Source organism: Streptomyces sp. NBC_01454, from assembly GCF_036227565.1.
GTDB lineage: Bacteria > Actinomycetota > Actinomycetes > Streptomycetales > Streptomycetaceae > Streptomyces.
This window is the reverse complement of record NZ_CP109460.1, coordinates 7535958-7556416: the sequence shown is the minus strand read 5'-3', so window position 1 is coordinate 7556416 and position 20459 is coordinate 7535958. Positions and strand designations below refer to the sequence as shown.

General features: G+C 73.1%; 17 protein-coding genes. 15 read left to right on the top strand and 2 right to left on the bottom strand.

Annotated features, from left to right (window positions below; all coding sequences use genetic code 11):
* The first annotated feature begins 72 nt into the window (after positions 1-72).
* The gene (locus tag OIU81_RS33475; protein WP_329153865.1) at positions 73-1704 is read left to right on the top strand and encodes a helix-turn-helix domain-containing protein; all 1632 of its coding nucleotides are present in this window, start codon (positions 73-75) and stop codon (positions 1702-1704) included.
* A gap of 6 nt (positions 1705-1710) precedes the next feature.
* On the opposite strand, the gene OIU81_RS33470 is transcribed toward OIU81_RS33475, so the two are convergent.
* The gene (locus OIU81_RS33470; RefSeq protein ID WP_329153864.1) at positions 1711-3333 is read right to left on the bottom strand and encodes an NAD-binding protein; all 1623 of its coding nucleotides are present in this window, start codon (positions 3331-3333) and stop codon (positions 1711-1713) included.
* Positions 3334-3874: 541 nt separating this feature from the next.
* Here OIU81_RS33470 and OIU81_RS33465 point away from each other — a divergent pair.
* The 14 genes from OIU81_RS33465 to ppk2 all read left to right on the top strand — a co-directional run bounded on the left by OIU81_RS33465 (position 3875) and on the right by ppk2 (position 19452).
* Positions 3875-5335 carry an amino acid permease gene (locus OIU81_RS33465; protein ID WP_329153863.1) on the top strand — a complete coding sequence of 487 codons (1461 nt, stop codon included), beginning with the start codon at positions 3875-3877 and terminating at the stop codon, positions 5333-5335.
* Between the two features lie 139 nt (positions 5336-5474).
* Positions 5475-6464: a hypothetical protein gene (locus OIU81_RS33460; RefSeq protein ID WP_329153862.1), complete on the top strand. Its 990-nt coding sequence runs from the start codon at positions 5475-5477 to the stop codon at positions 6462-6464.
* Positions 6465-6653: 189 nt separating this feature from the next.
* Positions 6654-7094: a hypothetical protein gene (locus OIU81_RS33455; protein ID WP_329153860.1), complete on the top strand. Its 441-nt coding sequence runs from the start codon at positions 6654-6656 to the stop codon at positions 7092-7094.
* Between the two features lie 101 nt (positions 7095-7195).
* The gene (locus OIU81_RS33450) at positions 7196-7423 is read left to right on the top strand and encodes a hypothetical protein (RefSeq protein ID WP_329153859.1); all 228 of its coding nucleotides are present in this window, start codon (positions 7196-7198) and stop codon (positions 7421-7423) included.
* A 101-nt stretch (positions 7424-7524) separates the two neighbouring features.
* Entirely contained in the window at positions 7525-8553 is a 1029-nt protein-coding gene (locus tag OIU81_RS33445; protein WP_329153858.1) for a zinc-dependent alcohol dehydrogenase family protein, read from the top strand.
* 188 nt (positions 8554-8741) lie between these two features.
* Entirely contained in the window at positions 8742-11291 is a 2550-nt protein-coding gene (locus OIU81_RS33440) for a SpoIIE family protein phosphatase (RefSeq protein WP_443074083.1), read from the top strand.
* Position 11292: 1 nt separating this feature from the next.
* Positions 11293-12390: a sugar ABC transporter substrate-binding protein gene (locus tag OIU81_RS33435; RefSeq protein ID WP_329153856.1), complete on the top strand. Its 1098-nt coding sequence runs from the start codon at positions 11293-11295 to the stop codon at positions 12388-12390.
* An 11-nt stretch (positions 12391-12401) separates the two neighbouring features.
* On the top strand, positions 12402-13202 hold the full coding sequence (locus tag OIU81_RS33430; RefSeq protein ID WP_329153854.1) for an ATP-binding cassette domain-containing protein: 801 nt from the start codon (positions 12402-12404) through the stop codon (positions 13200-13202).
* Positions 13203-13204: 2 nt separating this feature from the next.
* Positions 13205-14497, top strand: coding sequence for a sugar ABC transporter permease (locus OIU81_RS33425; RefSeq protein ID WP_443074082.1), 1293 nt, complete (start codon positions 13205-13207; stop codon positions 14495-14497).
* Positions 14498-14553: 56 nt separating this feature from the next.
* Positions 14554-15738 carry a permease gene (locus tag OIU81_RS33420; RefSeq protein ID WP_329153852.1) on the top strand — a complete coding sequence of 395 codons (1185 nt, stop codon included), beginning with the start codon at positions 14554-14556 and terminating at the stop codon, positions 15736-15738.
* 108 nt (positions 15739-15846) lie between these two features.
* Positions 15847-16740, top strand: a complete 894-nt coding sequence (locus OIU81_RS33415) for a universal stress protein (RefSeq protein WP_329153850.1) — start codon at positions 15847-15849, stop codon at positions 16738-16740.
* Between the two features lie 155 nt (positions 16741-16895).
* Complete coding sequence (locus tag OIU81_RS33410) at positions 16896-17195, top strand: dsRBD fold-containing protein (RefSeq protein ID WP_329153847.1); 300 nt, start codon at positions 16896-16898, stop codon at positions 17193-17195.
* 59 nt (positions 17196-17254) lie between these two features.
* Positions 17255-18601, top strand: a complete 1347-nt coding sequence (locus OIU81_RS33405; RefSeq protein WP_329153845.1) for a nicotinate phosphoribosyltransferase — start codon at positions 17255-17257, stop codon at positions 18599-18601.
* 32 nt (positions 18602-18633) lie between these two features.
* Entirely contained in the window at positions 18634-19452 is an 819-nt protein-coding gene (gene ppk2 / locus OIU81_RS33400) for a polyphosphate kinase 2 (RefSeq protein WP_329153844.1), read from the top strand.
* A gap of 10 nt (positions 19453-19462) precedes the next feature.
* On the opposite strand, the gene OIU81_RS33395 is transcribed toward ppk2, so the two are convergent.
* On the bottom strand, positions 19463-20338 hold the full coding sequence (locus OIU81_RS33395) for a universal stress protein (RefSeq protein WP_329153843.1): 876 nt from the start codon (positions 20336-20338) through the stop codon (positions 19463-19465).
* Positions 20339-20459 lie beyond the last annotated feature (121 nt).

Sequence of the window (20459 nt, the reverse complement as noted above, 5' to 3'; positions counted from 1 at the left end):
GACCGGATTCTTTGCGCGAGGACAGTCGGCCCGATGAGCCCAGGCCACCCGAACCCAGCAGAGGCACCACTCATGGATCCAGCGGCCGCGGCTTCGTCACCCCCTACGGGCATCAGCCTGCGCCAGCTGCTGATGGCGCTGGGCGAGCCCCTGGTGGAGCTGCAGGCCGCGCCCGCCGGGCTGGACGTCGAGATCCGCAGCGTGGCACTGCTCGACCCCGAGGACCCGCCGCGGGCGCACCCCGGTGAGCTGATCCTCGCGATAGGCGCCCGGGGCCGCGCCGCGTTCCCCGCGCTGCGGGTCGGCGGGCGGGACGGCGCCGCCGCCGTCGCGGTGAAGCTGGACGCTCCCGGGCAGGTCGCGGCGCTCAGCGAGACCGCCGTCGAAGCGGGCGTGGCGCTGCTGTCCGTACGGGGCGAGGCCCGCTGGGAACAGGTGGACGCGCTGGCCCGGGCGGCCCTCGAAAGCGCGCCACAGGGACTCCCCGGCGAGGGGCCGGAGGAGGGCGACCTGTTCGCGCTCGCCCAGACCACGGCCATACTCACCGGCGGCATCGTCAGCATCGAGGACACCGCCAACCGCGTGCTGGCCTACTCCCGCTCCACCGACTCCGACGAGGTCGACGATCTGCGGCGGCTGTCCATCCTCGGCTGGCAGGGCCCGGAGGCGTATCTGGCGCGACTGCGGAAGTGGGGGGTCTTCCAGCGGCTGCGCGCCTCCGACGACGTGATCTGCATCGACAGCCACCCGGAGCTGGGGATCCGCCGCCGGCTCGCGGTGGCCATCAGGTCCGGCGAGCGGCAGCTGGGCACGATCTGGGTGCAGGAGGGTTCGACGCCGCTGACCGAGCAGTCGGACCAGGCGCTGCTGGGTGCCGCCCGGGTCGCCGCGCTGCATCTGGTGCGCCGCCGCCGGGAGCTCTCCGCGGATCTGACGCTGACCCGGACGCTGGCGGCCGGGCTCCTGGAGGGCAGCACCGGCCCGCAGCCGCTGGCGAGCCATCTGGCCCTGGACGCCGCCCGCCCGGCCGCCGTCCTGGGCTTTTCGTACGGAACCGCCGAATCCACCGCCCCGGAGCTGACCCGCGCCGAGGTCAGCAATCTGATCTCGGTGCACACCGCGGCCCGGCACCGCAGTGCCCTGGTCACCCAGGTCGACGCACGGATCTACGTCCTGCTGCCGCAGCTGCCGCGCAGCATCGACACCGGCACCCTCCGCGGCTGGGCGCAGGCGATCGTCGAGGCCGCCGGCCGCCATCTGGGCCTGTCGTTGCGGGGTTCCGTCGGCTGTATCGTGCCGGGGCTCGGCGAGGTCCCCGACTCGCGCCGGGAGGCGGACCGGATCCTCGACGCCATGGTGAGCGTCGGCGTCACCACCACGGTCGCCGCGCTGCCGGACATCCAGGCGGAGGTGCTCGTCAGCGAGGTGCTGGCGCTGCTCTGCGCGCACCCCGAGATGCGCGACCCGCGGCTGACCGCCCTGGTCGCCCATGACAGCCGGAACCAGGGGCAGTTGGCGGAATCCGTCCTCGCCTATCTCAACGCGTTCGGCGATGTCCGGGCCGCCGCCGCGGGACTGCATGTGCACCCCAACACGCTGCGCTACCGGATCCGCCGGGCCGAGGAGCTGACCGGCCTCGACCTGAGCCGTCCGGACCAGCGGCTGCTGGCGATGCTCCAGCTGCGGCTGCCGCCCGCCGGCTGAGCCGGGTCAGCCGGCGCGCGGCTCGCCGCGGACCGCGTCCGTCCCGTCCCCCGCCGTGGGCACATGCCCGCAGTCGTCCCCGGCCGGCACCGGCCGGCCGACGAGACCGTGTGCCGGCAGGTCGACGTAGTCGCAGTCGGCGTCGGCCACGACGTGCCGGGGTGGCCCGTCGCCCGGCGGGGACGTCAGATGGGCGGTCACATAGGCCGCGCTCGTCCGGATGACGTCCCGGGTCAGCCCCAGGGGAAGCAGTGAGCGGGTCTCGGCGATCGTCTCGTCCTCGCCGGCCCGCAGCACCACCCGGACGTCGGGCGCCACGGCGTGCGCGGCGACCGCGACGGCGACGTTGTCGAGCTCCTCGGAGCCGACGGCGGCGAGGGCGCACGCCCGCCGCAGCCCGAGCCGCGCCAGTACCTCGCGGTCCTCACCGTGCGCCAGCACCACGGGTATCCCCATCGACCGCGCGAGGCGGAGATGGGGGGTGGTGGGCTCCCGCTCCACGCCGACCACCGGCACCCCCAGCTGACGCAGCGTCTGGCACAGCCGCAGCCCCACCTGCCCCAGCCCCACGACGATGACGTGACCGGCACGGGGCAGCACCCGCGGCCCCAGCACCCCGACCAGCCGCGGGCCGAACAGCCGGTCGACGATGCCCGCGGTCAGCAGCGCGGTGAAGCCCACCGTCACCAGCATCGCCACCCCGGACACCACCTCGTACCCGGGATGGCCGTCGTGCGGCGCGGCCGGCCCCACCCCGGCGACGACCCGGGAGGCCTCCAGGAAGGCGGTGCCGGCCGGCCGGTGGAACACGCTCACCAGCCACGCCCAGTCCAGCGCCAGGACGGCCACCATGCCCAGCAGCCCGATGAGCAGCAGCCGGGCGTCCGCGTCATGGGGCTGCAGCTGCCCGCGCAGCCGTCCCCGCAGCGCCCGCCGCCGGGCCGCCGCGCTCGCCCGCCACGGCGTCTCCACCAGCCGCCCGTGCTGCCGGCGGACCGCCACCGCACCGTGCCCCTCGTGCCGTACGGCCAGCACCTCGGGGTCCACACACAGACCGGCCAGCGTCGGCGCCAGGAGATCGGCCGGGGAGACCGGTACGCACGAGTGCAGCAGCAGCCGCAGCTGCTGCGCCACGGTGCGGTCGAAGACGGTGACGACGAGGCGGGCGCGGTCGCAGACATGGCGGATCGCGAGGGCGTGGCGCAGCGCGGACAGATCGTCGCCCACCAGGACGGCGACTCCGTCGGGCCGTGCGGCCACGGCGCGGCGGAGGTCGCGGTCGTCGGGTGCGGCGAGGTGGTCGACCCGGTGGCCGCTCGCGTCCAGTGCGGCGCAGACCCGGCGCGCCAGCGTGGTCGCCCCGATCACCACGAACCTCTGGCTGAGGGGTACCGGCTCCCGCGGCGGACCCACCGCGGGCTCTGCGGCGGCGGCCGGGGAACTCCCCTCCGGGTGGGCTGCCGCGGGCGCCTGCGGACGCGTCGCCACCGGTGTCTTCGAAGGTGCGGCGCGCGCTTCACCCGGCGTTCCGTCGGCGGACTCCCCGCCGTCGCCCACCACCGGTGGGATGGGGGACGAAGCGGTGGCCGGGGCGGGGGGCGTCTGTCGGGCGGGGGGAAGGGCGGGCATGGGGTCCCCTTGCGCGTCGGTCGGCAGTATGACCGAACTCACGCTAGAGCGGGCACGGCCCCGGGCATCTGTACCGGAGACCAAGGGTTCGCGGGCGGCATTGTCCGCTCGCACCAGTGGCCGCTCAAAGCCCGTCGGAACAAGCCCGGTTGGCTGCTCCCATACCGGGCGGAACGGCGTTTGCCGGTAAGGTGAGCCGCCTTTCCCGCTCCGGCACATTGGCCGGATGGACAGCCCTGGGGAACGAATTTGTCCGTTCTCACAAATACGCCGCGGCGCATCGCCACATACGCTTGCGCAAATCCAATCCGGACGTGATGCGGCTCACCTCTCATCAGGAGGCCGGGCAATAGCGTGGCGGCGCGACAAGCGCCCCCACCCGCGCAGGCATCCGTAGGCCGCGGACCCGCTCGTCGCGCCTTCGAACTTCGTCAGGGCCATGATCGCCACCTGCCAGCACCCGGCCCTGTCGTGCGTCCGGCTACCGAGGCGATCAGCAGTCACCACGTGCATGACCCTCCAACCCGCAATGGATGTCCAGATGACTACATCTCCCTCCAGCCCTGTGGCTGCCCCGCCCGCCCCTCCGGGGAACGGGCAGGCTCCAGAGCAGTCCGGTCTCCAGTCGGGCCTCAAGAACCGCCACCTGTCCATGATCGCCGTGGGTGGGGTCATCGGCGCCGGTCTGTTCGTCGGCTCCGCCTCCGGCATCGCCGCGGCCGGTCCCGGCATCCTGCTGTCGTATGCCCTGGTCGGCGCGCTGGTCGTGTGCGTGATGCGGATGCTCGGCGAGATGGCGGCGGCCAACCCCACCTCCGGCTCCTTCTCCGCCTACGCGGACCGGGCGCTCGGCCGCTGGGCCGGCTTCTCCATCGGCTGGCTGTACTGGTTCTTCTGGGTCGTGGTCCTCGCGGTCGAGGCGACCGCCGGCGCCGCGATCCTGACCAGCTGGGTCCCGGCCGTCCCGCAGTGGGCCTGGGCGCTGATCGTGATGATCGTCCTGACCGCCACCAACCTCGCCTCGGTGGCCTCCTTCGGTGAGTTCGAGTTCTGGTTCGCGGGCATCAAGGTCGTGGCCATCGCCGCCTTCATCGTCCTCGGCGGCCTGGCGATATTCGGCGTGCTGCCCGGCAGCGGCCACGCGGCCACCGGCTTCGGGAACCTCACCTCGCACGGCGGCTTCCTTCCGCACGGGCCCAGCGCGATCCTCACCGGTGTGCTGATGGTCGTCTTCTCCTTCATGGGCAGCGAGATCGTCACCCTCGCCGCCGGTGAGTCCGAGGACCCGGAGCGTGCGGTCACCAAGGCCACCAAGAGCGTGATCTGGCGGGTCGGCATCTTCTACCTCGGCTCGATCCTCGTGGTCGTCTCCCTGCTGCCGTGGAACGACCCCTCGATCGCCAAGCACGGCTCCTACGTCGCGGCGCTGGACTCGATCGGCATCCCGCACGCCGGCCAGATCATGAACGTCATCGTGCTGACCGCCGTGCTGTCCTGCCTCAACTCCGGCCTCTACACCGCCTCCCGGATGGCCTTCTCGCTCGGCCAGCGCGGCGACGCCCCGAAGATCTTCGCCCGGACCAACCTCCGTGGCGTCCCGCAGGCCGCGATCCTGGCCTCGGTCCTCTTCGGCTTCATCGCGGTGGGCTTCAACTACCTGTGGCCGACCACGGTCTTCCAGTTCCTGCTGAACTCCTCGGGCGCGGTCGCGCTCTTCGTCTGGCTGGTCATCTGCTTCTCGCAGCTGCGGATGCGCGGCATCATCCAGCGCGAGAACCCGGAGAAGCTGGTCGTCCGGATGTGGCTGTTCCCGTACCTGACCTGGGCGACGATCGCGATGATCTCGTTCGTGCTGGTCTACATGCTCACCGACGACAGCAAGGGCGGCGGCCGGATCCAGGTGCTGCTGTCGGTGCTCCTCGCGGTGCTGGTGGTCGGGGTCTCGCTGGTCCGCGACCGGATCCGCGTCGCCGCCGAGAAGGCAGCCGTCACCTCCCGCTAGCCGAGAGGGTCCGTGCCGTACGGGCAGAGGTGCGCTTCCCCGCGCCTCTGCCCGTACGGCACGTCGGCACCACCGCACCGGACCGCGTACCCTCATCCGCACCTACGCCCCCGACGCACCAGGGAAGTACGCCGCAGCCATGCCCGCCTTCAGACGCCGCAAAGGCAACCTTCCCCGCCTGGTACCCGAGCTCGACGACGCCCCTCTGGGCCAGGTGCGCAGACGCGTCGAGACCGCCTGGTCCCGCGGTTCGCTGGACACGGCTGTCATGGCCCTGATGGCAAACGTGATCGACGACGCCGGCGAGGACTGGGACCGCAAGGCCCACCGCCTGTCGGTACTCGCGCGGTCCTCGGGACGGTCGCTGCCCGGCATCTGGCGCCAGCACCGCCCGGACCACCACGGCGCCCTGCTGCTCCACGCCTGGTCGGATCTGATCCAGGCCCGGCAGCAGGGCGCCGGCGTCGATCTGGACGTCACCCGCGAGACCTGCCGGCTGGCCGCCGGACTGATACCCGCCGACCCCACGCCGTGGACCCTGCAGCTGGCCGTCCTGCGCCTGGAGCGGCGCCCGTCCACGGAGCTGTCGGCGATCTGGCGCGAGATCAAGGCCCGCGATCCGTGGAACCGTGAGGCACATCTGCAGGCCCTGGGCTATTTGTCGCCGGACGAGTGCGGCTCCAGCGCCATGGTGCTGGATCTGCTCGACGGCATCCGCTCCGCCATGCCCTCCGATGCCCCGGCCGCCGGACTGGAGCTCACCGCGTTCGTGCACAGCCATCAGCGGGCGGTCGCCGGCGGCGGGCTGGCGGCCGTCGGGGCCGGGGAGATCTGGCGCCGCCCCGATGCCGCCAGGGCGCTCGACCATGCCGCGCACTACTGGACGAGCCCGGGATTCCTCACCCACGCGGCGGCCCTGGCCGATCTCAACCTGCTGGCCTACGCGTTGCTCAAGTCCTCCCGGACGGGCGAGGCCGGGACCGTGCTGCGCGCCACCGCGGGCGTGGCGACGCCCTGGCCGTGGAGCCTGGAAGGCGATCCGCTGGAGCGGTACACGCACTACCACGGGCGGTATGCGAGCGAGGACCCCGACGCGGGTTCCGCCAAGCGCGGGGGCCGGCGGCGCTGACCCCCGCGGACCGCGGGACGGTCGGGGGCGGCCGGTAACTCGCCGCCGCTGAGGGGCGCGTACGGGGGCGCGGGGCATATGTGCGAGCGCCTACCCGGAACGGGTGTTTTTGTTGGCTCTTGCGGCGTATCGGGAGTATCCGACCCCCTTCCAGGGGATCCCCTGGCGGAAGAGGGTGGGGAGATCCGCATGCGCGACAGCGTCAGCACAGGCCGCCCGGCGGCACGTGACGGCCGGCGCATGCTGCTGCTCCTGGCGCTGCTGGCCCTGCTGTTCGCCGCGCTGACGCCCTGCTGTGTGCACGGCCCGGCCCTCGATCCCACCGGCTGCCCGCTCCGCGCCGGCTCCCCCGCCGCCTCCACCCCGGCCGAAGGGCCGTGCCTGCCCGCGGGTCCGGTGCTGGCGTCGAACGAGGGCGGGGGCAAGCATCCGGGCAGCGGCGTCCGGCGCCTGTGCGACGCGACGGTCTGTCACCTGCGCCCGCACCTCCCCACCGGCGCCGGCGGCAAGACGCTCGGGGGCTCGCCCGTGACGGCGATCAGCCCGGCCCCGGGGGGCGGCTCCTCCGCGGCGGTCATGACGGCCGCCGCTCCTGCCGCGCCGAAGCGAGCGGCCGTCCTGCGCTGCTGAGCCGGCCAGGTCCCACTCAACTGCCCCCGTTCCCACGGGACATGGGGTGAGTGCGGCCTGCCGTCGTCAGCGTTCAGGACTTCCACCGCAGGAGATGTGGCATGCCCCTCGACGTCTTTGCCGCGCTCGGCGCGCTCGTCCGTGCCGAAGCCAGGCGCACCACTCCGGAGCCCGGGACCGCACCCGCCGGCGAGACCGTACCCCCGTCCCCGGCCAGCCCGGCTCCCCCGCCGGACGACCCGGCGCCGACCGCCCCCGACACCGCGTCCCGCGTCGGCGGCTGCCTGCTGTCCCGGATGCTGCGGAAGCTGGCCGCGCTCTTCCGCTAGTCGGGTCCGGCCCGGTGCCGGGCGGCAGCCACCCGGCAGCGGGCCGGGCCCGGCCCGCGCCACCGTTTGTCCGTCCCTGTGGTGGGCGTGATCCTGGGGGCATGGCCACCATCGCAGGCCCGGACACGGTGTCCGGCTGGGCCGTTCAGCGCCCCGGCCCGGTCGCCTCCGGGCCGCTGGCCGCCGTCCGCCGCCCGGTCCCCGAGCCGGGTCCGGGGGATCTGCTGCTCCGGGTGGAGGCCTGCGGTGTGTGCCGTACGGATCTGCATCTGGCGGAGGGGGATCTGCCGCCGCACCGCCCGTCGACCGTGCCGGGCCATGAGATCGTCGGCCGGGTGACCGCCACCGGCGGTGCGGTGACGCGCTTCCGGGTCGGCGACCGGGCCGGCGGGGCGTGGCTGCGCGGTACCTGCGGGGTCTGCCGGTACTGCCGTGCGGGGCACGAGAACCTCTGCCCCGACTCCCGTTACACCGGCTGGGATGCCGACGGCGGCTTCGCCGGGGCCGCGCTCGTGCCCGCGGACTACGCCTACCCGCTGCCAGAGGACCAGGACGCCACGCTGCTGGCGCCGCTGCTGTGCGCCGGGATCATCGGCTACCGCGCGCTGCGGCGCAGCACTCTGCCCCCGGGCGGCCGGCTCGGCATCTACGGGTTCGGCGCCTCGGCACATCTGGCCGCGCAGGTCGCCCTGGCCGAAGGCGCCACCGTGCATGTCCTGACCCGGTCCCCGCAGGCCCGTGCGCTCGCCCTGGAACTAGGCGCGTCCTCGGCGGGCGGCGCCCACGACCGCCCGCCCGAACCGCTGGACTCGGCGATCCTCTTCGCACCGGTCGGCGAGCTCGTGCCGGTGGCGCTGGAGGCGCTGGACCGTGCGGGGACCCTCGCGGTGGCCGGTATCCACCTCACCGATGTCCCCTCGCTCACATATCAGCGCCATCTCTTCCTCGAGCGCAATCTGTGCAGCGTCACCGCCAATACCCGCCAGGACGGCCGGGAGTTCCTGGCGGCCGCGGCGCGGATCGGCATCCGGGTCACGGTGAGCCGCTATCCGCTGAGCCGCGCCCCGCAGGCGCTCGCGGACCTGGCCGCCGACCGGGTGCGGGGCGCCGCCGTCCTGACACCGGACTGAGCGGGAGCGGGCCGGCGGCCGCTGAGGGGGCGCGCCGTTCCCCGGTCCCCCACCTCGTCCCTTCCCCCGCCGACTAGCTCCCGCCTCCCTGCGTGTCGCACCATGGAGACAAGGCGGTAATTTCCGACTTATCCGATGAGGCGGTGGCGGGGTTGACGCCCTGGCCCCCGAGGGCGGATACGGCGACCGTGGCTTACGACGACAGCTTCCGGCGGACGGAGGCGGTGCAGGCAGTGACCGCACGAGTCCTTGGGTCCACCGGGGCCGAGCTGACCGCCGTCTTCGTGCCGGCCGAAGGGGGCGGCGAGCTCCAGCTGGCCGAGATGGTCGGGGGCTCCGGCGTCCCCTACGGGCTGCCGACGCGCTACCCGCTGTCCGGCACCTCACCGGTCGCCACGGCCTTCCGTACCGGCGTCGCCCTGTGGCTGAGCCCGGCCGAACTCGCGGAGTACGGCACCGCCGGTCCCCCCGAGGCCGCCGGGACGGACCCCTGGAACGGTGCCGGCACCCCACCGGCCGAGGTTTCGCTGGCCGTGCTGCCGCTGGGCGGGGAGACCAAGCGGCTGGGGTGCCTGGTGGTCGTGGAACTGACCGCGGAAGCCTTCGACGCCGACCGCCGGCACCTGCTGGAACTCCACGCCGACCAGGTGGCCGCCGGGCTGGAGGCCGTGGGCGCCCGGGTCATGGCACGGACCGAGCGGCGCTCGCTGCTGGGGCCGGGGCTGGACACCCTGCGTGGCGGTGCCTTCACCCTGCTGCTGCGCACCGGGCGGATGGCGGCGGACCGGCTGGTGCTGGAGCTGTTCGGCATCGCTCCGGAGCAGTTCGACGGGCGGGTGGAGACCCTGCTGGCGCACACCGCACCGGACGATGTGCCCGCCCTGATGTCGATGGTGGAGCCGGGCGGGCTGCCCGTCGCCGGCCAGCAGCTGTCGATCCGTATCCGCCGGACCAACGGCGAGCTGCGCTGGCTGAGCCTGCGCTGCCGGGTGCTGGTCGACACCGACGGCACCCCGGAGCGCATGCTCGGGGTGGTCGCCGACGCCTCATATCTGCGCCCCACCGCCGACGAGGTCTCCATCGTGCAGCGGCTGTCCACCGCGCTGGCCGGCGCCACGACCGTCCGGGACGTCAGCCGGGTGGTGGTCGCCGCGCTGCGGCTGCCGCTGGCGGCCGGCCGGGTGGCGGTGGCCGAGCTGGAGGCGGACCGGCTGGTGGTCTCCGTCCTCGATCCTCCGGAACCCGCGGACTGGCCCGCCGTCTGGCGCGCCGAGTGGCGGTCCGAGTGGCCCGACACGTCGTGCCAGTCCATGCCGACGCTGGAGAGCGTGCTGCGGGCCGGGCATGTGGCCCTGTGGCCGCGCGGGGCCGCCCTCGAACCCGGTCTCGCGGACATCGGGCCGGGCGGCCTCGCCGTCCTGCCGCTGCCGGCCGAGGGCAGGATCGTCGGGGTGTGCCTGCTGGGGTGGGACGAGGAGCACGCCTTCGGGCCGGAGGAACGGTCGCTGCTGACCGCGACCGCCGGCCTGGTGGGCCAGGCCCTGGTCCGCGCCCACGCGCTGGACGCCGGACACGAGCTGGCCACGATGCTCCAGCGCAGTCTGCTGCCCCGCAAGCTGCCGTCGCTGCCCGGAGGGGTGGCCGTCGCCCGCTATCTGCCCGCCACGATGGGGCTCGAAGTGGGCGGCGACTGGTACGACGTCATCCCGCTCGCCGACGGCCATGTCGCGCTCGTCATCGGCGACGTCGAGGGCCACAGCGCCGGCGCCGCCACGATCATGGGCCAGATGCGCACCGCCATCAGGGCCTACGCGGTGGAGGGCCATCCGCCCGACGTGGTGGTCTCGCACGCCAACCGGCTGCTCCTGGGCATGGAGACCGATCTCTTCGCCACCTGCTGCTATGTGGACCTGGACATGGAGGAGGGCATCGCCTGGTTCGTCCGGGCCGGGCATCTGCCGCCCCTGCTGCGGCTGCCCGACGGCAGCACCGAGGCGCTGCGCATCGAGGGCGGGCCGCCGCTGGGGGTGTCCGCGGAGGGGGAATTCCCGCTCACCGAGGTCGGGCTGGCCGCGGGCACCGTGCTCGTCCTGCTCACCGACGGCCTGGCCGAGTCGGCCACCCTCCCCCTCGATGACGGCATCGGCCGGGTGCGGGCGGCGCTAGCGGCGGCCGATCCGGCCGATGCCGGGCGGCTGGCCGATGAGCTGCTCGGCGGTGCCAAGCGGCGCGATGACGACGTGGCGCTGCTGGTGCTGCGCTACGACGGGATGCGGGTCCGCCCCACCCGGGTGCGCTGGGCGGTGTGGCGGCTGCCCGACGCGGTGATGCACGCCCGCCGCTTCACCGCCCGCACCCTGCGCTCCTGGGATGTGACCGAAGAGGTCGATGTGGCCCTGCTGGTGGTGTCCGAACTGGTCACCAACGCCATCGCGCACACCCAGGGAGAGGTCCGGCTGGATCTGACGCTGGCCGCGGACCGGCTGCGGGTCGCGGTGAACGACGCCTCGCCCCGCGCCCCGGTCAAGCCGGCCAGCGTGGACTGGGAGGCGACCGGCGGCCGTGGGCTGCTGCTCGTCGAGGCGATGTCGGCCTCCTGGGGTTCGGTGCCGCTGAGCGGCGGCAAGCAGGTGTGGTGCGAGATCTCCCTGCCGCCGGGCGAACGGCTCGGCGCGGCCGACACGGCGGACGGTGCGGCCGGTGCGGGCGTCCGGGCAGACGGCGAGGAGGTGCGCTGAGGTGCGTGCGCGACGGCGCGGAGCCGGGGTGATCCTGGCCGGGCTGTGCCTGGTCGCGGGGCCGGTCGCGTGCGGGGAGGCCGGCGGGGTGCACGAGCCGGGCGCGCCGCCCGGCGGGGCCGTGCGCATCGGTGTGCTGCTCCCGGACAACACCGCGCGCTCCTACAATTTCGACCGGCCGCTGATCGAGAAGAAGATCCACCGGCTGTGCCACGAGTGCACGGTGGAGACGGTCAGCGCGCAGCACGATGTGGCGACCCAGCAGCAGCAGATGGACGCAATGATCACCAAGCGGGTCGAGGTGCTGGTGCTCGAGGCCGTTGACTCCAAGGCGCTGCGCTCCTCCGTCGACGACGCGCACCGGGCGGGCATCCCCGTCGTCGCCTACGACCGCCTCGTGGAGGGACCGGTCTCGGCGTACGTCTCCTTCGACGGTGCGAAGGTCGGCAAGCTGCAGGGCGAGGCGCTGCTCAAGGCGCTCGGCAGCAAGGCGCACCACGGCCAGATCGTCATGATGAACGGCGCGTCGACGGACCCCAACTCCGCCTGGTTCAAGCGGGGTGCGCTGGCCGCGCTCCAGGGCAAGGTGAAGATCGGCAAGGCCTACGACACCGTCGGCTGGCGGCCGGAGAACGCCAACCTCAACATGTCCGCCGCCATCTCGGCGCTCGGCGCCGACACCATCGACGGGGTTGTCTCCGCCAATGACGGACTCGCCACCGGCATCATCTCCGCCCTGCGGGCCGCCAAGATCAATCCGCTGCCGCCGGTCACCGGGCAGGACGCCGAACTCGCCGCGATTCAGCGCATCGTCAAGGGCGATCAGCTGATGACCGTCTACAAGCCCTTCGCGCCCGAGGCCGACACCGCCGCCGCCATGGCCGTCGCCCTGGGACGCGGCAAGAACTTCGGCACCCTCACCACGCACAAGGTCAACAGCCCCACCACCCGGAACATCCCGTCCGTGCTGCTCACCCCGATCCCGGTGACCGTGCACCACATCAAGGACACCGTGGTCAGGGACGGGATGTACACCATCCAGCAGATCTGCACCCCCAAGTTCGCCGCCGCCTGTCTGCGGGCGGGACTCACCAGGTAAGGCGGGTACCCATGGAGCCCGGCACGCCCCTCCGGCCACCGACGTCGCCGCCGCTGCTGGCGCTGCGCGGGATCTTCAAACGGTTCGGCGCCGTGCAGGCGCTGGCCGATGTCGATCTGGAGGTCCGCGCCGGGCAGGTCGTCGCGCTCGTCGGCGACAACGGCGCGGGCAAGTCCACGCTGATCAAGGTGATCGCCGGGGTGGACGCCGCCGACGAGGGAGTCCTCGAGTGGGACGGGCGGCCCGTCCAGGTCACCCGGCCGCACGAGGCCCAGAACCTGGGCATCGCCACCGTCTACCAGGACCTGGCGCTGTGCGACAACCTCGATGTGGTCGGCAACCTCTTCCTCGGCCGGGAGATCCACCGGCTCGGTGTGCTCGACGAGGTGGAGATGGAACGCCTGACCCTCGATCTGCTCGACACCCTCGCCATCCGGCTGCCCGATGTGCGCCTCCCGGTGGCCTCGCTCTCCGGAGGGCAGCGGCAGACCGTCGCCATCTCCCGCTCGCTGCTCGGCGCGCCCCGCCTGGTGCTGCTCGACGAACCCACCGCGGCGCTGGGCATCGAGCAGACCGCCCAGGTCCTCGACCTCGTGGAGCAGTTGCGCGAACGCGGGCTGGGGGTGCTCCTCATCAGCCACAACATGGGGGACGTCAAGGCCGTCGCGGACTGGATCGCGGTCCTGCGGCTGGGCCGCAACAACGGGTTCTTCGATGTGACGACCACGTCCCACGAGCAGATCATCTCCTCGATCACCGGAGCCACGGACAACGCCGTGACCCGCCGCGCCTCGCACGGGTGGGAGGCGTAGGCGTGAGCCGGACATGGACGCTGCGGAAGCAGAAGCAGGCCGGCGCGCGGGGCGCCGGCGCCGGGGCCGTGACCGAGGCCGACCGGCGGCAGCTCGCGGCCGGGGGCGGGGCCGGCGGCCAGAACCCCCTGGAGATCCTCAAGCGCCGCTTCCACAGCGGCGAGCTGGGCTCGGTGCCGGTCGCCCTCGGACTGGTCGTGGTGTGGATCATCTTCGAGAGCCTCAACGAGAACTTCCTCTCGCCGCGCAACCTGTCCAATCTGAGCGTGGACATCGTCGGCCCCGGCATGATCTCGGTCGGCGTCGTCTTCGTGCTGCTGCTCGGCGAGATCGACCTCTCGGTCGGCTCGGTGAGCGGCCTCGCGGCGGCCGTGTTCGCGGTGCTGAGCGTCAACCACGGCATGCCGGAGGCACCGGCCCTGCTCCTCGCGGTGCTCGGCGGCACGGTGATCGGTGCCGTGCAGGGATTCTTCCTCGCCAAGGTCGGGGTGCCGGCCTTCGTGGTCACGCTCGCCGGCCTGCTGGGCTGGAACGGCCTGATGCTCTACATCCTGGGCGCCAGCGGCACCGTCAATATCGACGAAAACGGTCTGGTCGCCGGGCTGACCAGCCACTACTTCACCAATGTCGCCGCCGCGTACGGGCTGGCGGCGCTCGGCACGGCCTCCTTCTTCCTCGCCTCGTACCACGATGTGCGGCGGCGCCGGGCGGCCGGTGTGCCCGCCCGGCCGATGAGCGAGATCGTGCTGCGCACCGGCGTGCTGGCGGCGATCTCCCTGGCGGCCGCCTGGGTGCTCAACCAGTTCCTGGGGCTCCCGCTGGCCCTGCTGATCTTCCTCGTCATGCTGGTGGGGCTCGACTACGTCCTGCGCCGTACGCCCTACGGCCGCATGATCTTCGCGCTCGGCGGCAGCGTCGAGGCGTCCCGGCGCACCGGTCTCCATGTGAGCCTGGTCCGGATCTCGGTCTTCATGATCTCCGGGACGATGGCGGCGATCGGCGGCCTGTTCCTGGCCTCGCGCGTCACCTCGGCCAGTCAGACGTCCGGCTCGGGCAATCTGCTGATGGACGCCATCGCCGCCGCGGTCATCGGCGGCACCAGCCTGTTCGGCGGCCGGGGCAGGACCTGGTCGGCGCTGCTCGGCGTCCTGGTCATCCAGTCGATCGCCTCCGGGGTGGCCCTGATGGGCATCCAGACCGCCGTTCAGTTCATGATCACGGGCGGTGTGCTGCTCGTCGCCGTGGTCATCGACTCGCTCTCCCGGCGGGCGCAACGGGCGCACGGGCGGGTATGACGCGCCGCCGGGGCGGCGGAGTTTGGGCCGCGACCGGTCACGGAACACCTCAGCCGATGTCCGCGATCCTGCACGCCCTGTCCATCACCGGATCCATGACCTGGGAAATCACCTGGGCGCTGATCCTGGGCTTCGCACTGTCCGCCGTGGTCCAGGCCGTGGTGCACCGCTCCACCGTGGTCGGCCTGCTCGGCGACGACCGTCCCCGCACCCTGGCCATGGCCTCCGCGCTGGGCGCCGCGTCCTCGTCCTGCTCGTACGCCGCGGTGGCGCTGGCCCGGTCCCTGTTCCTGAAGGGGGCGAACTTCACGGCCGCGATGGCGTTCGAGATCGCCTCCACGAACCTGGTGATCGAACTCGGCGTGATCCTGGCGCTGTTGATGGGCTGGCAGTTCACCGCCGCCGAGTTCATCGGCGGACCGGTCATGATCGTGCTGCTGGCCCTGCTGTTCCGCCTCTTCCTGCGGGACGCGCTGCTGCGCCGGGCCCGCCGGCAGGCCGGACGGGGCCTGGCCGGGTCGATGGAGGGGCATGCCGCGATGGACATGTCCGTACGCCGCGGCGGGTCCTTCGCCCGGCGGCTGTTCTCCGCGGAGGGGTACACCTCGACCGCGCACGTCTTCGTCATGGAGTGGGCCGCGATCCTCAAGGACCTGGTGATCGGTCTGCTGATCGCCGGTGCCATCGCCGCCTGGGTCCCGGACAGCTTCTGGCGCGCCTTCTTCTTCGAGGGGCACCCACTGGCCGCGAAGCTGTGGGGGCCGCTGATCGGCCCGCTGGTGGCGATCGCCTCGTTCGTCTGCTCCATCGGCAATGTGCCGCTGGCGGTGGTGCTGTGGAAGGGCGGTATCAGCTTCGGCGGGGTGGTCGCCTTCATCTTCGCCGACCTGCTGATCCTGCCGATCCTGAACATCTACCGGAAGTACTACGGGGCCAGGACGGCCCTCTTCCTGCTGGCCACCTTCTACGCGGCCATCGTGGTGGCGGGCTACTTCGTGGAATTCACCTTCGGCGCCCTGGGGATCATCCCCCGCCAGGCCGACGCCAGGATCCCCATGTCCGGCGTCTCCTGGGACTACACCACCTGGCTGAACATCGCCTTCCTCCTCCTCGCCGCCGCACTGGTCCACCGCTTTGTGCGCACCGGGGGCCGGTCGATGCTCCGCACGATGGGCGGCGCCCCGCCCGACAGCCGGGCGGCGCACCCCGTGCCCGGCGGCAGCGGTCACGGCCGGAACTGACGAAGGGCGGTCCGGTAGGTGACGAAAGTCTCATGACGCGGCGGCCGGGGCCGCGCACCGTGGGGTGTAGGCGCGGACCGACCTAGCGCGCCGGATCGGAACGAGACCATGAAGGATGTCATCACCGCAGGGGTGGACGGTACGCCCGAATCCCTGTCGGCGGTCCTGTGGGCGGCGCGCGAGGCGCAGCTGCGGCAGGCACATCTGCGGCTGCTGCACGCCTGGGTGCTGCTGGCGCCCGAGACGAAGACCCGCCCGCCGGCCGACCGCGACCAGAACTACTGGCCCCACCGGATGATGCACGACGCCGCCGCGGAGGTGCGCTCCCGCTTCCCGGACCTCCCGGTGGAGATGGCGCTGGTGCCCAAGGACCCGCTGGACGCCCTCCGCGAGGCCGCGGAGGTCTCGGACCTGCTGGTCCTGGGCGCCCAGGACCTGGGCCCGGTGTCCCGCTACGCCCTCGGCGAGCTGGGACTGAAGCTGGTGCCGTGCAGCAATGCGCCCACGGTTTTGGTGCACGCCCGGCAGGAGGCCGCGGCGGCGGAGCGGGACAGCGCCGTGCTGGTGGGGCTGAGCCTGCACGACCCGTGTGCGTCGCTGCTCGACTTCGCCTTCGCCACCGCCTCCAGGCGCGGGACCACCCTGCGGGTGCTGCACGGCCGGCACCTGCCCTCGTATGCGTACAACCGCGGCGGAGGGGTGGAGCCGGCCGCCGCCCGGGAGGCGGCGCACGACGCCCACGAGGAGCTGTCCGCGGCGCTGGTCCCCTGGCGGGAGAAGTATCCGGATCTGCCGGTGGACGACCGGGTGGCGATGGAGAGCCCGGCGCCGGCGCTGGTGCACCACTCCGCGGACGCCGAGCTGCTCATCGTCGGCCGCCGGCACCGGCACCGCTACCGGCTGCCCGGGCCGCGGATCGGCCGTGTCGTCCAGTCGGTCGTCCACCGCGCTCCGTGTCCGGTGGCCGTGGTGCCGCACGACATGTCGCCGTCCAGGGGCTGAGACGGCCCGCGGCCGCCACAGGCCGACCCGCTGCGGAAGGCGGATGATGGCGGTGAGGGCGCTGATGCCCGGACCGGCTGCCGGCACAGGCGGCCCCGGTCGCGCCCGTCCGCGGGCTCGGGAGGCGGCGCCCGGGAAGGAAGCGGAGGCAATCCATGGGACACACAGTCGAGTGGCCCGTCCGGCTGTACCTCGTCGAGGAGGACGGACGGACCACGGCGCGCGTGGCGGTCCACACCGGAACCACCACGCTCACCGGCCAGGGCACGGCCCGGTGCAGCCCCGACGACCGTGACGTACCGGAGATCGGCGACGAGCTCGCGGCCGGGCGGGCGATGCGGGACCTCGCCGGGCAGCTGCTGAGGGTGGCCGACAAGGACCTCGAAGGCGTCGGCGCCGCACCGCCGCGGCGTGAGCAGCGCGTCGCCTACGGCTGGACGAGCGCGATGGCGTGAGCCCGGTGCGGGCACCGGCCCCCGCGCGGCCGGCGGCCCGCCCGCGGAAGGAGTCGGCCATGTCGGAGGCGACCAGCACCGACCTGTACGAGGTGACCATGGCCCTGTCGTATCTGCGCGAGGGCATGACACAGCCGGCGACCTTCAGCTGCTTCGTGCGGGCGCTGCCACCGGAGCGGGGCTTTCTGATCGCCGCCGGTGCCGAGACGGTCCTCGATTTCCTCTCCGGCTTCCACCTCGGACACGAGGATGTCGAGGTGTTCGCCGAGGCGCTGCAACGGCCGGCGAAGGAGCTGGCGCCGCTGCTGGACATGCGCTTCACCGGCGAGGTCCGGGCGGTGCCGGAGGGGCGGGTGGTGCTGGCGGGTGAGCCGCTGCTGGAGATCACCGCCCCGCTGCCGCAGGCGCAGCTCGTGGAGACCTTCGTGCTCAACCACCTCAGCCATCAGACGACGATCGCCTCGAAGTGCGTGCGCTGTGTGATCGCCGCGCAGGGGCGGGACCTCGTGGACTTCTCGCTGCGCCGCACCCACGGGACCGCGGCCGCCCACCAGGTGGCCCGGCTGGGCGCCATGACCGGTTTCGCGGGCACCAGCAATGTGGCGGCGGCGCACGCCGAGGACCTGACGGCGGTGGGCACGATGGCGCACTCCTACGTCGAGGCGTTCGAGGACGAGGAAGCGGCCTTCACCGCGTTCGCGCTGTGCCACCCCGGTCCGGTGACCCTGCTCGTGGACACCTACGACACCGAGTCCGGCGTCGCGGCGGCGGCACGGGTGCTCAACGCGCTGGGGCGCGGCGACGGGTCGGCCATCCGGCTGGACAGCGGTGACCTCGCGGAACTCGCCTGCCGGGCCCGCGCGATCCTGGACAACGCGGGGCTTCCCCAGGTGCGCATCGTCGCCAGCGGCGGGCTGGACGAATACGCCGTGCACGACCTGAGACGTGCGGGGGCGCCGGTCGATGTCTACGCGGTGGGTACCCGCGTCGGGGTGAGCGCGGACGCCCCCTCCCTGGACTCGGCGTACAAGCTGGTCGCCTACGACGGGCGCCCGGTGATGAAGCTGTCCGCGGCGAAGCTCACCGCCCCGGGCCGTAAGCAGATCTTCCGCCGCCCCGGCTGCCACGATGTGATCGCCCTGGCCGACGAGCCGCTCCCGGCCGGGAGTTCACCGCTGCTGGAGACGCTGATGCGCGACGGGCGGCGCAGCACGGCGCGCGGCCGGCTCGACGACGCCCGGCGGCGCGTCGTGGCCGATGTCGCGGAGCTGCCCGCCACCGCCCGGTACATCCGGGCGCCGCACGCCGCGCGGGCGAAGATGTCGAAGCGGCTCGCCACCCTGACCGAGCGCGTCCGGCGGCGGATCGAGCGGGAGGTGCTGGCCCCGTTCGGCACGCACGCCTGAGTCCTTGGGGGCATTTCCCGTAACGTCGTGGCATGGCGGACAAGCGCGGCAACGGTTCCGGGAAGCTGTCACGGTCGCTCTACGAGCGGGAGCTCCACCGGCTCCAGACCGAACTGGTCACACTCCAGGAGTGGGTACGCGGCGAGGGGGCCCGGCTGGTCGTGGTCTTCGAGGGGCGGGACGCGGCCGGCAAGGGAAGCACCATCAAGCGGGTGACGGAGTACCTCAATCCCCGGGTCGCCCGGATCGTGGCACTGCCGCGCCCCACCGAGCGGGAGCGCACCCAGTGGTACTTCCAGCGTTATGCGGAACACCTTCCGGCGGCGGGCGAGATGGTGCTGTTCGACCGCAGTTGGTACAACCGGGCCGGTGTCGAGCGGGTCATGGGGTTCTGCACACCGGCCGAGCACCAGCGGTTTCTGCGCCAGTGCCCGGTCTTCGAGCGGATGCTGGTGGAGGACGGGATCCTGCTGCGCAAGTACTGGTTCTCGGTGAGTGACGAGGTGCAGGAGCAGCGTTTCCGGCGCCGGCTGGAGGACCCGGCACGGCGCTGGAAGCTCTCCCCCATGGACCTTGAGTCGCTGACCCGCTGGGAGGAGTATTCGCGGGCCAAGGACGAGATGTTCGTCCACACGGACATCGCGGAGTCACCCTGGTACGTCGTCGAGAGCGACGACAAGCGGCGGGCCCGGCTGAACATGATCGCCCATCTGCTGTCGAGCGTGCCGTATCACGAGATCGCCCTGCCGGCGCTGGACATCCCGGCGCGGCCTGCGGCCACCGGCTATCAGCGGCCGCCCCGGGACCTCCAGACGTATGTGCCCGATCACGCGGCCCGGCTGGAGCCGTGAGGCGCGGGCGTCACGGGTGCTGGGGTACGACCGCCACGGGGCACTCGGCATGACACAGCGCGTGGTGCGCGACCCGGCCGGGCTGGACCCCGAAGTGGCCGTGGCGGCGCTGTACCCCCACCACCAGCAGATCCGCGGCGGCGGCGCGGTGCACCAGCACCTTGTGGGCCGGTCCCTCGACGGTGGCGCGGCGCACCCGCACCGCCGGATGCTCCCTGGCCGCTTCCGCCAGTGCCTCGTCCAGCAGCTCCGCCGCCCGCTCCTCCTGGGCGTGCCGGGGGCTCCCGGCGGGCAGCGAGGCGTCGTCGGTCCCGTGGACGGGGAGCGGCCAGGCGCAGACGGCCAGGAGGGTGCAGTGGCGGGCCTCGGCCTCGCGGAAGGCGAAGCGGACGGCCGTGGCGGCCGCGGCCGGGTCGTCGACCCCGAGGAGGATGCGCCCGTGCGTGCCCGCCAGTCCGGCGGCGTCACCGCGCACCACGATCACCGGGCACTTGGCGCGCGCCGCGACCGCCAGGCCGACCGACCCGAGCAGCAGTCCGGTGAACTCGCCGTGCCCCCGTGAGCCCAGGACCAGCGCCGACGCGTGGAGTGCCTCGTTGAGCAGGGTGGTGACCGGATCGCCGGCCAGCACCTCGGCGGTGATCTTGAGCTCCGCGTTCCGCAGGCGGGCGTGCTCGGCGGCGGAGGCCACCACGGCCTCCTCGAAGATCTGCTCGCCGGGGCGTTCCGGGTCCTGTGCGGGCGCGGCGCCCTCGTAGTGCTCCCAGCTGGAGGCGTGCACGATGCGCAGCGGGAGCCCGTGGCGGACCGCCTCGTCCACCGCCCAGTCCAGTGACCGGAAGGCGGAGTCGGATCCGTCGAGCCCCACGACCAGCGGATGCCCCATCGCCGCCACTTCCTTCCCGGCATCGGCGAAGACGTTGTGCGTACTGCCACGGTCGCACCGTGCTCCGCGGTGTGCAGGGTCCGGCCGGGCTGCGGCGCCCGGTGCGCCGCTTCCCGAATGG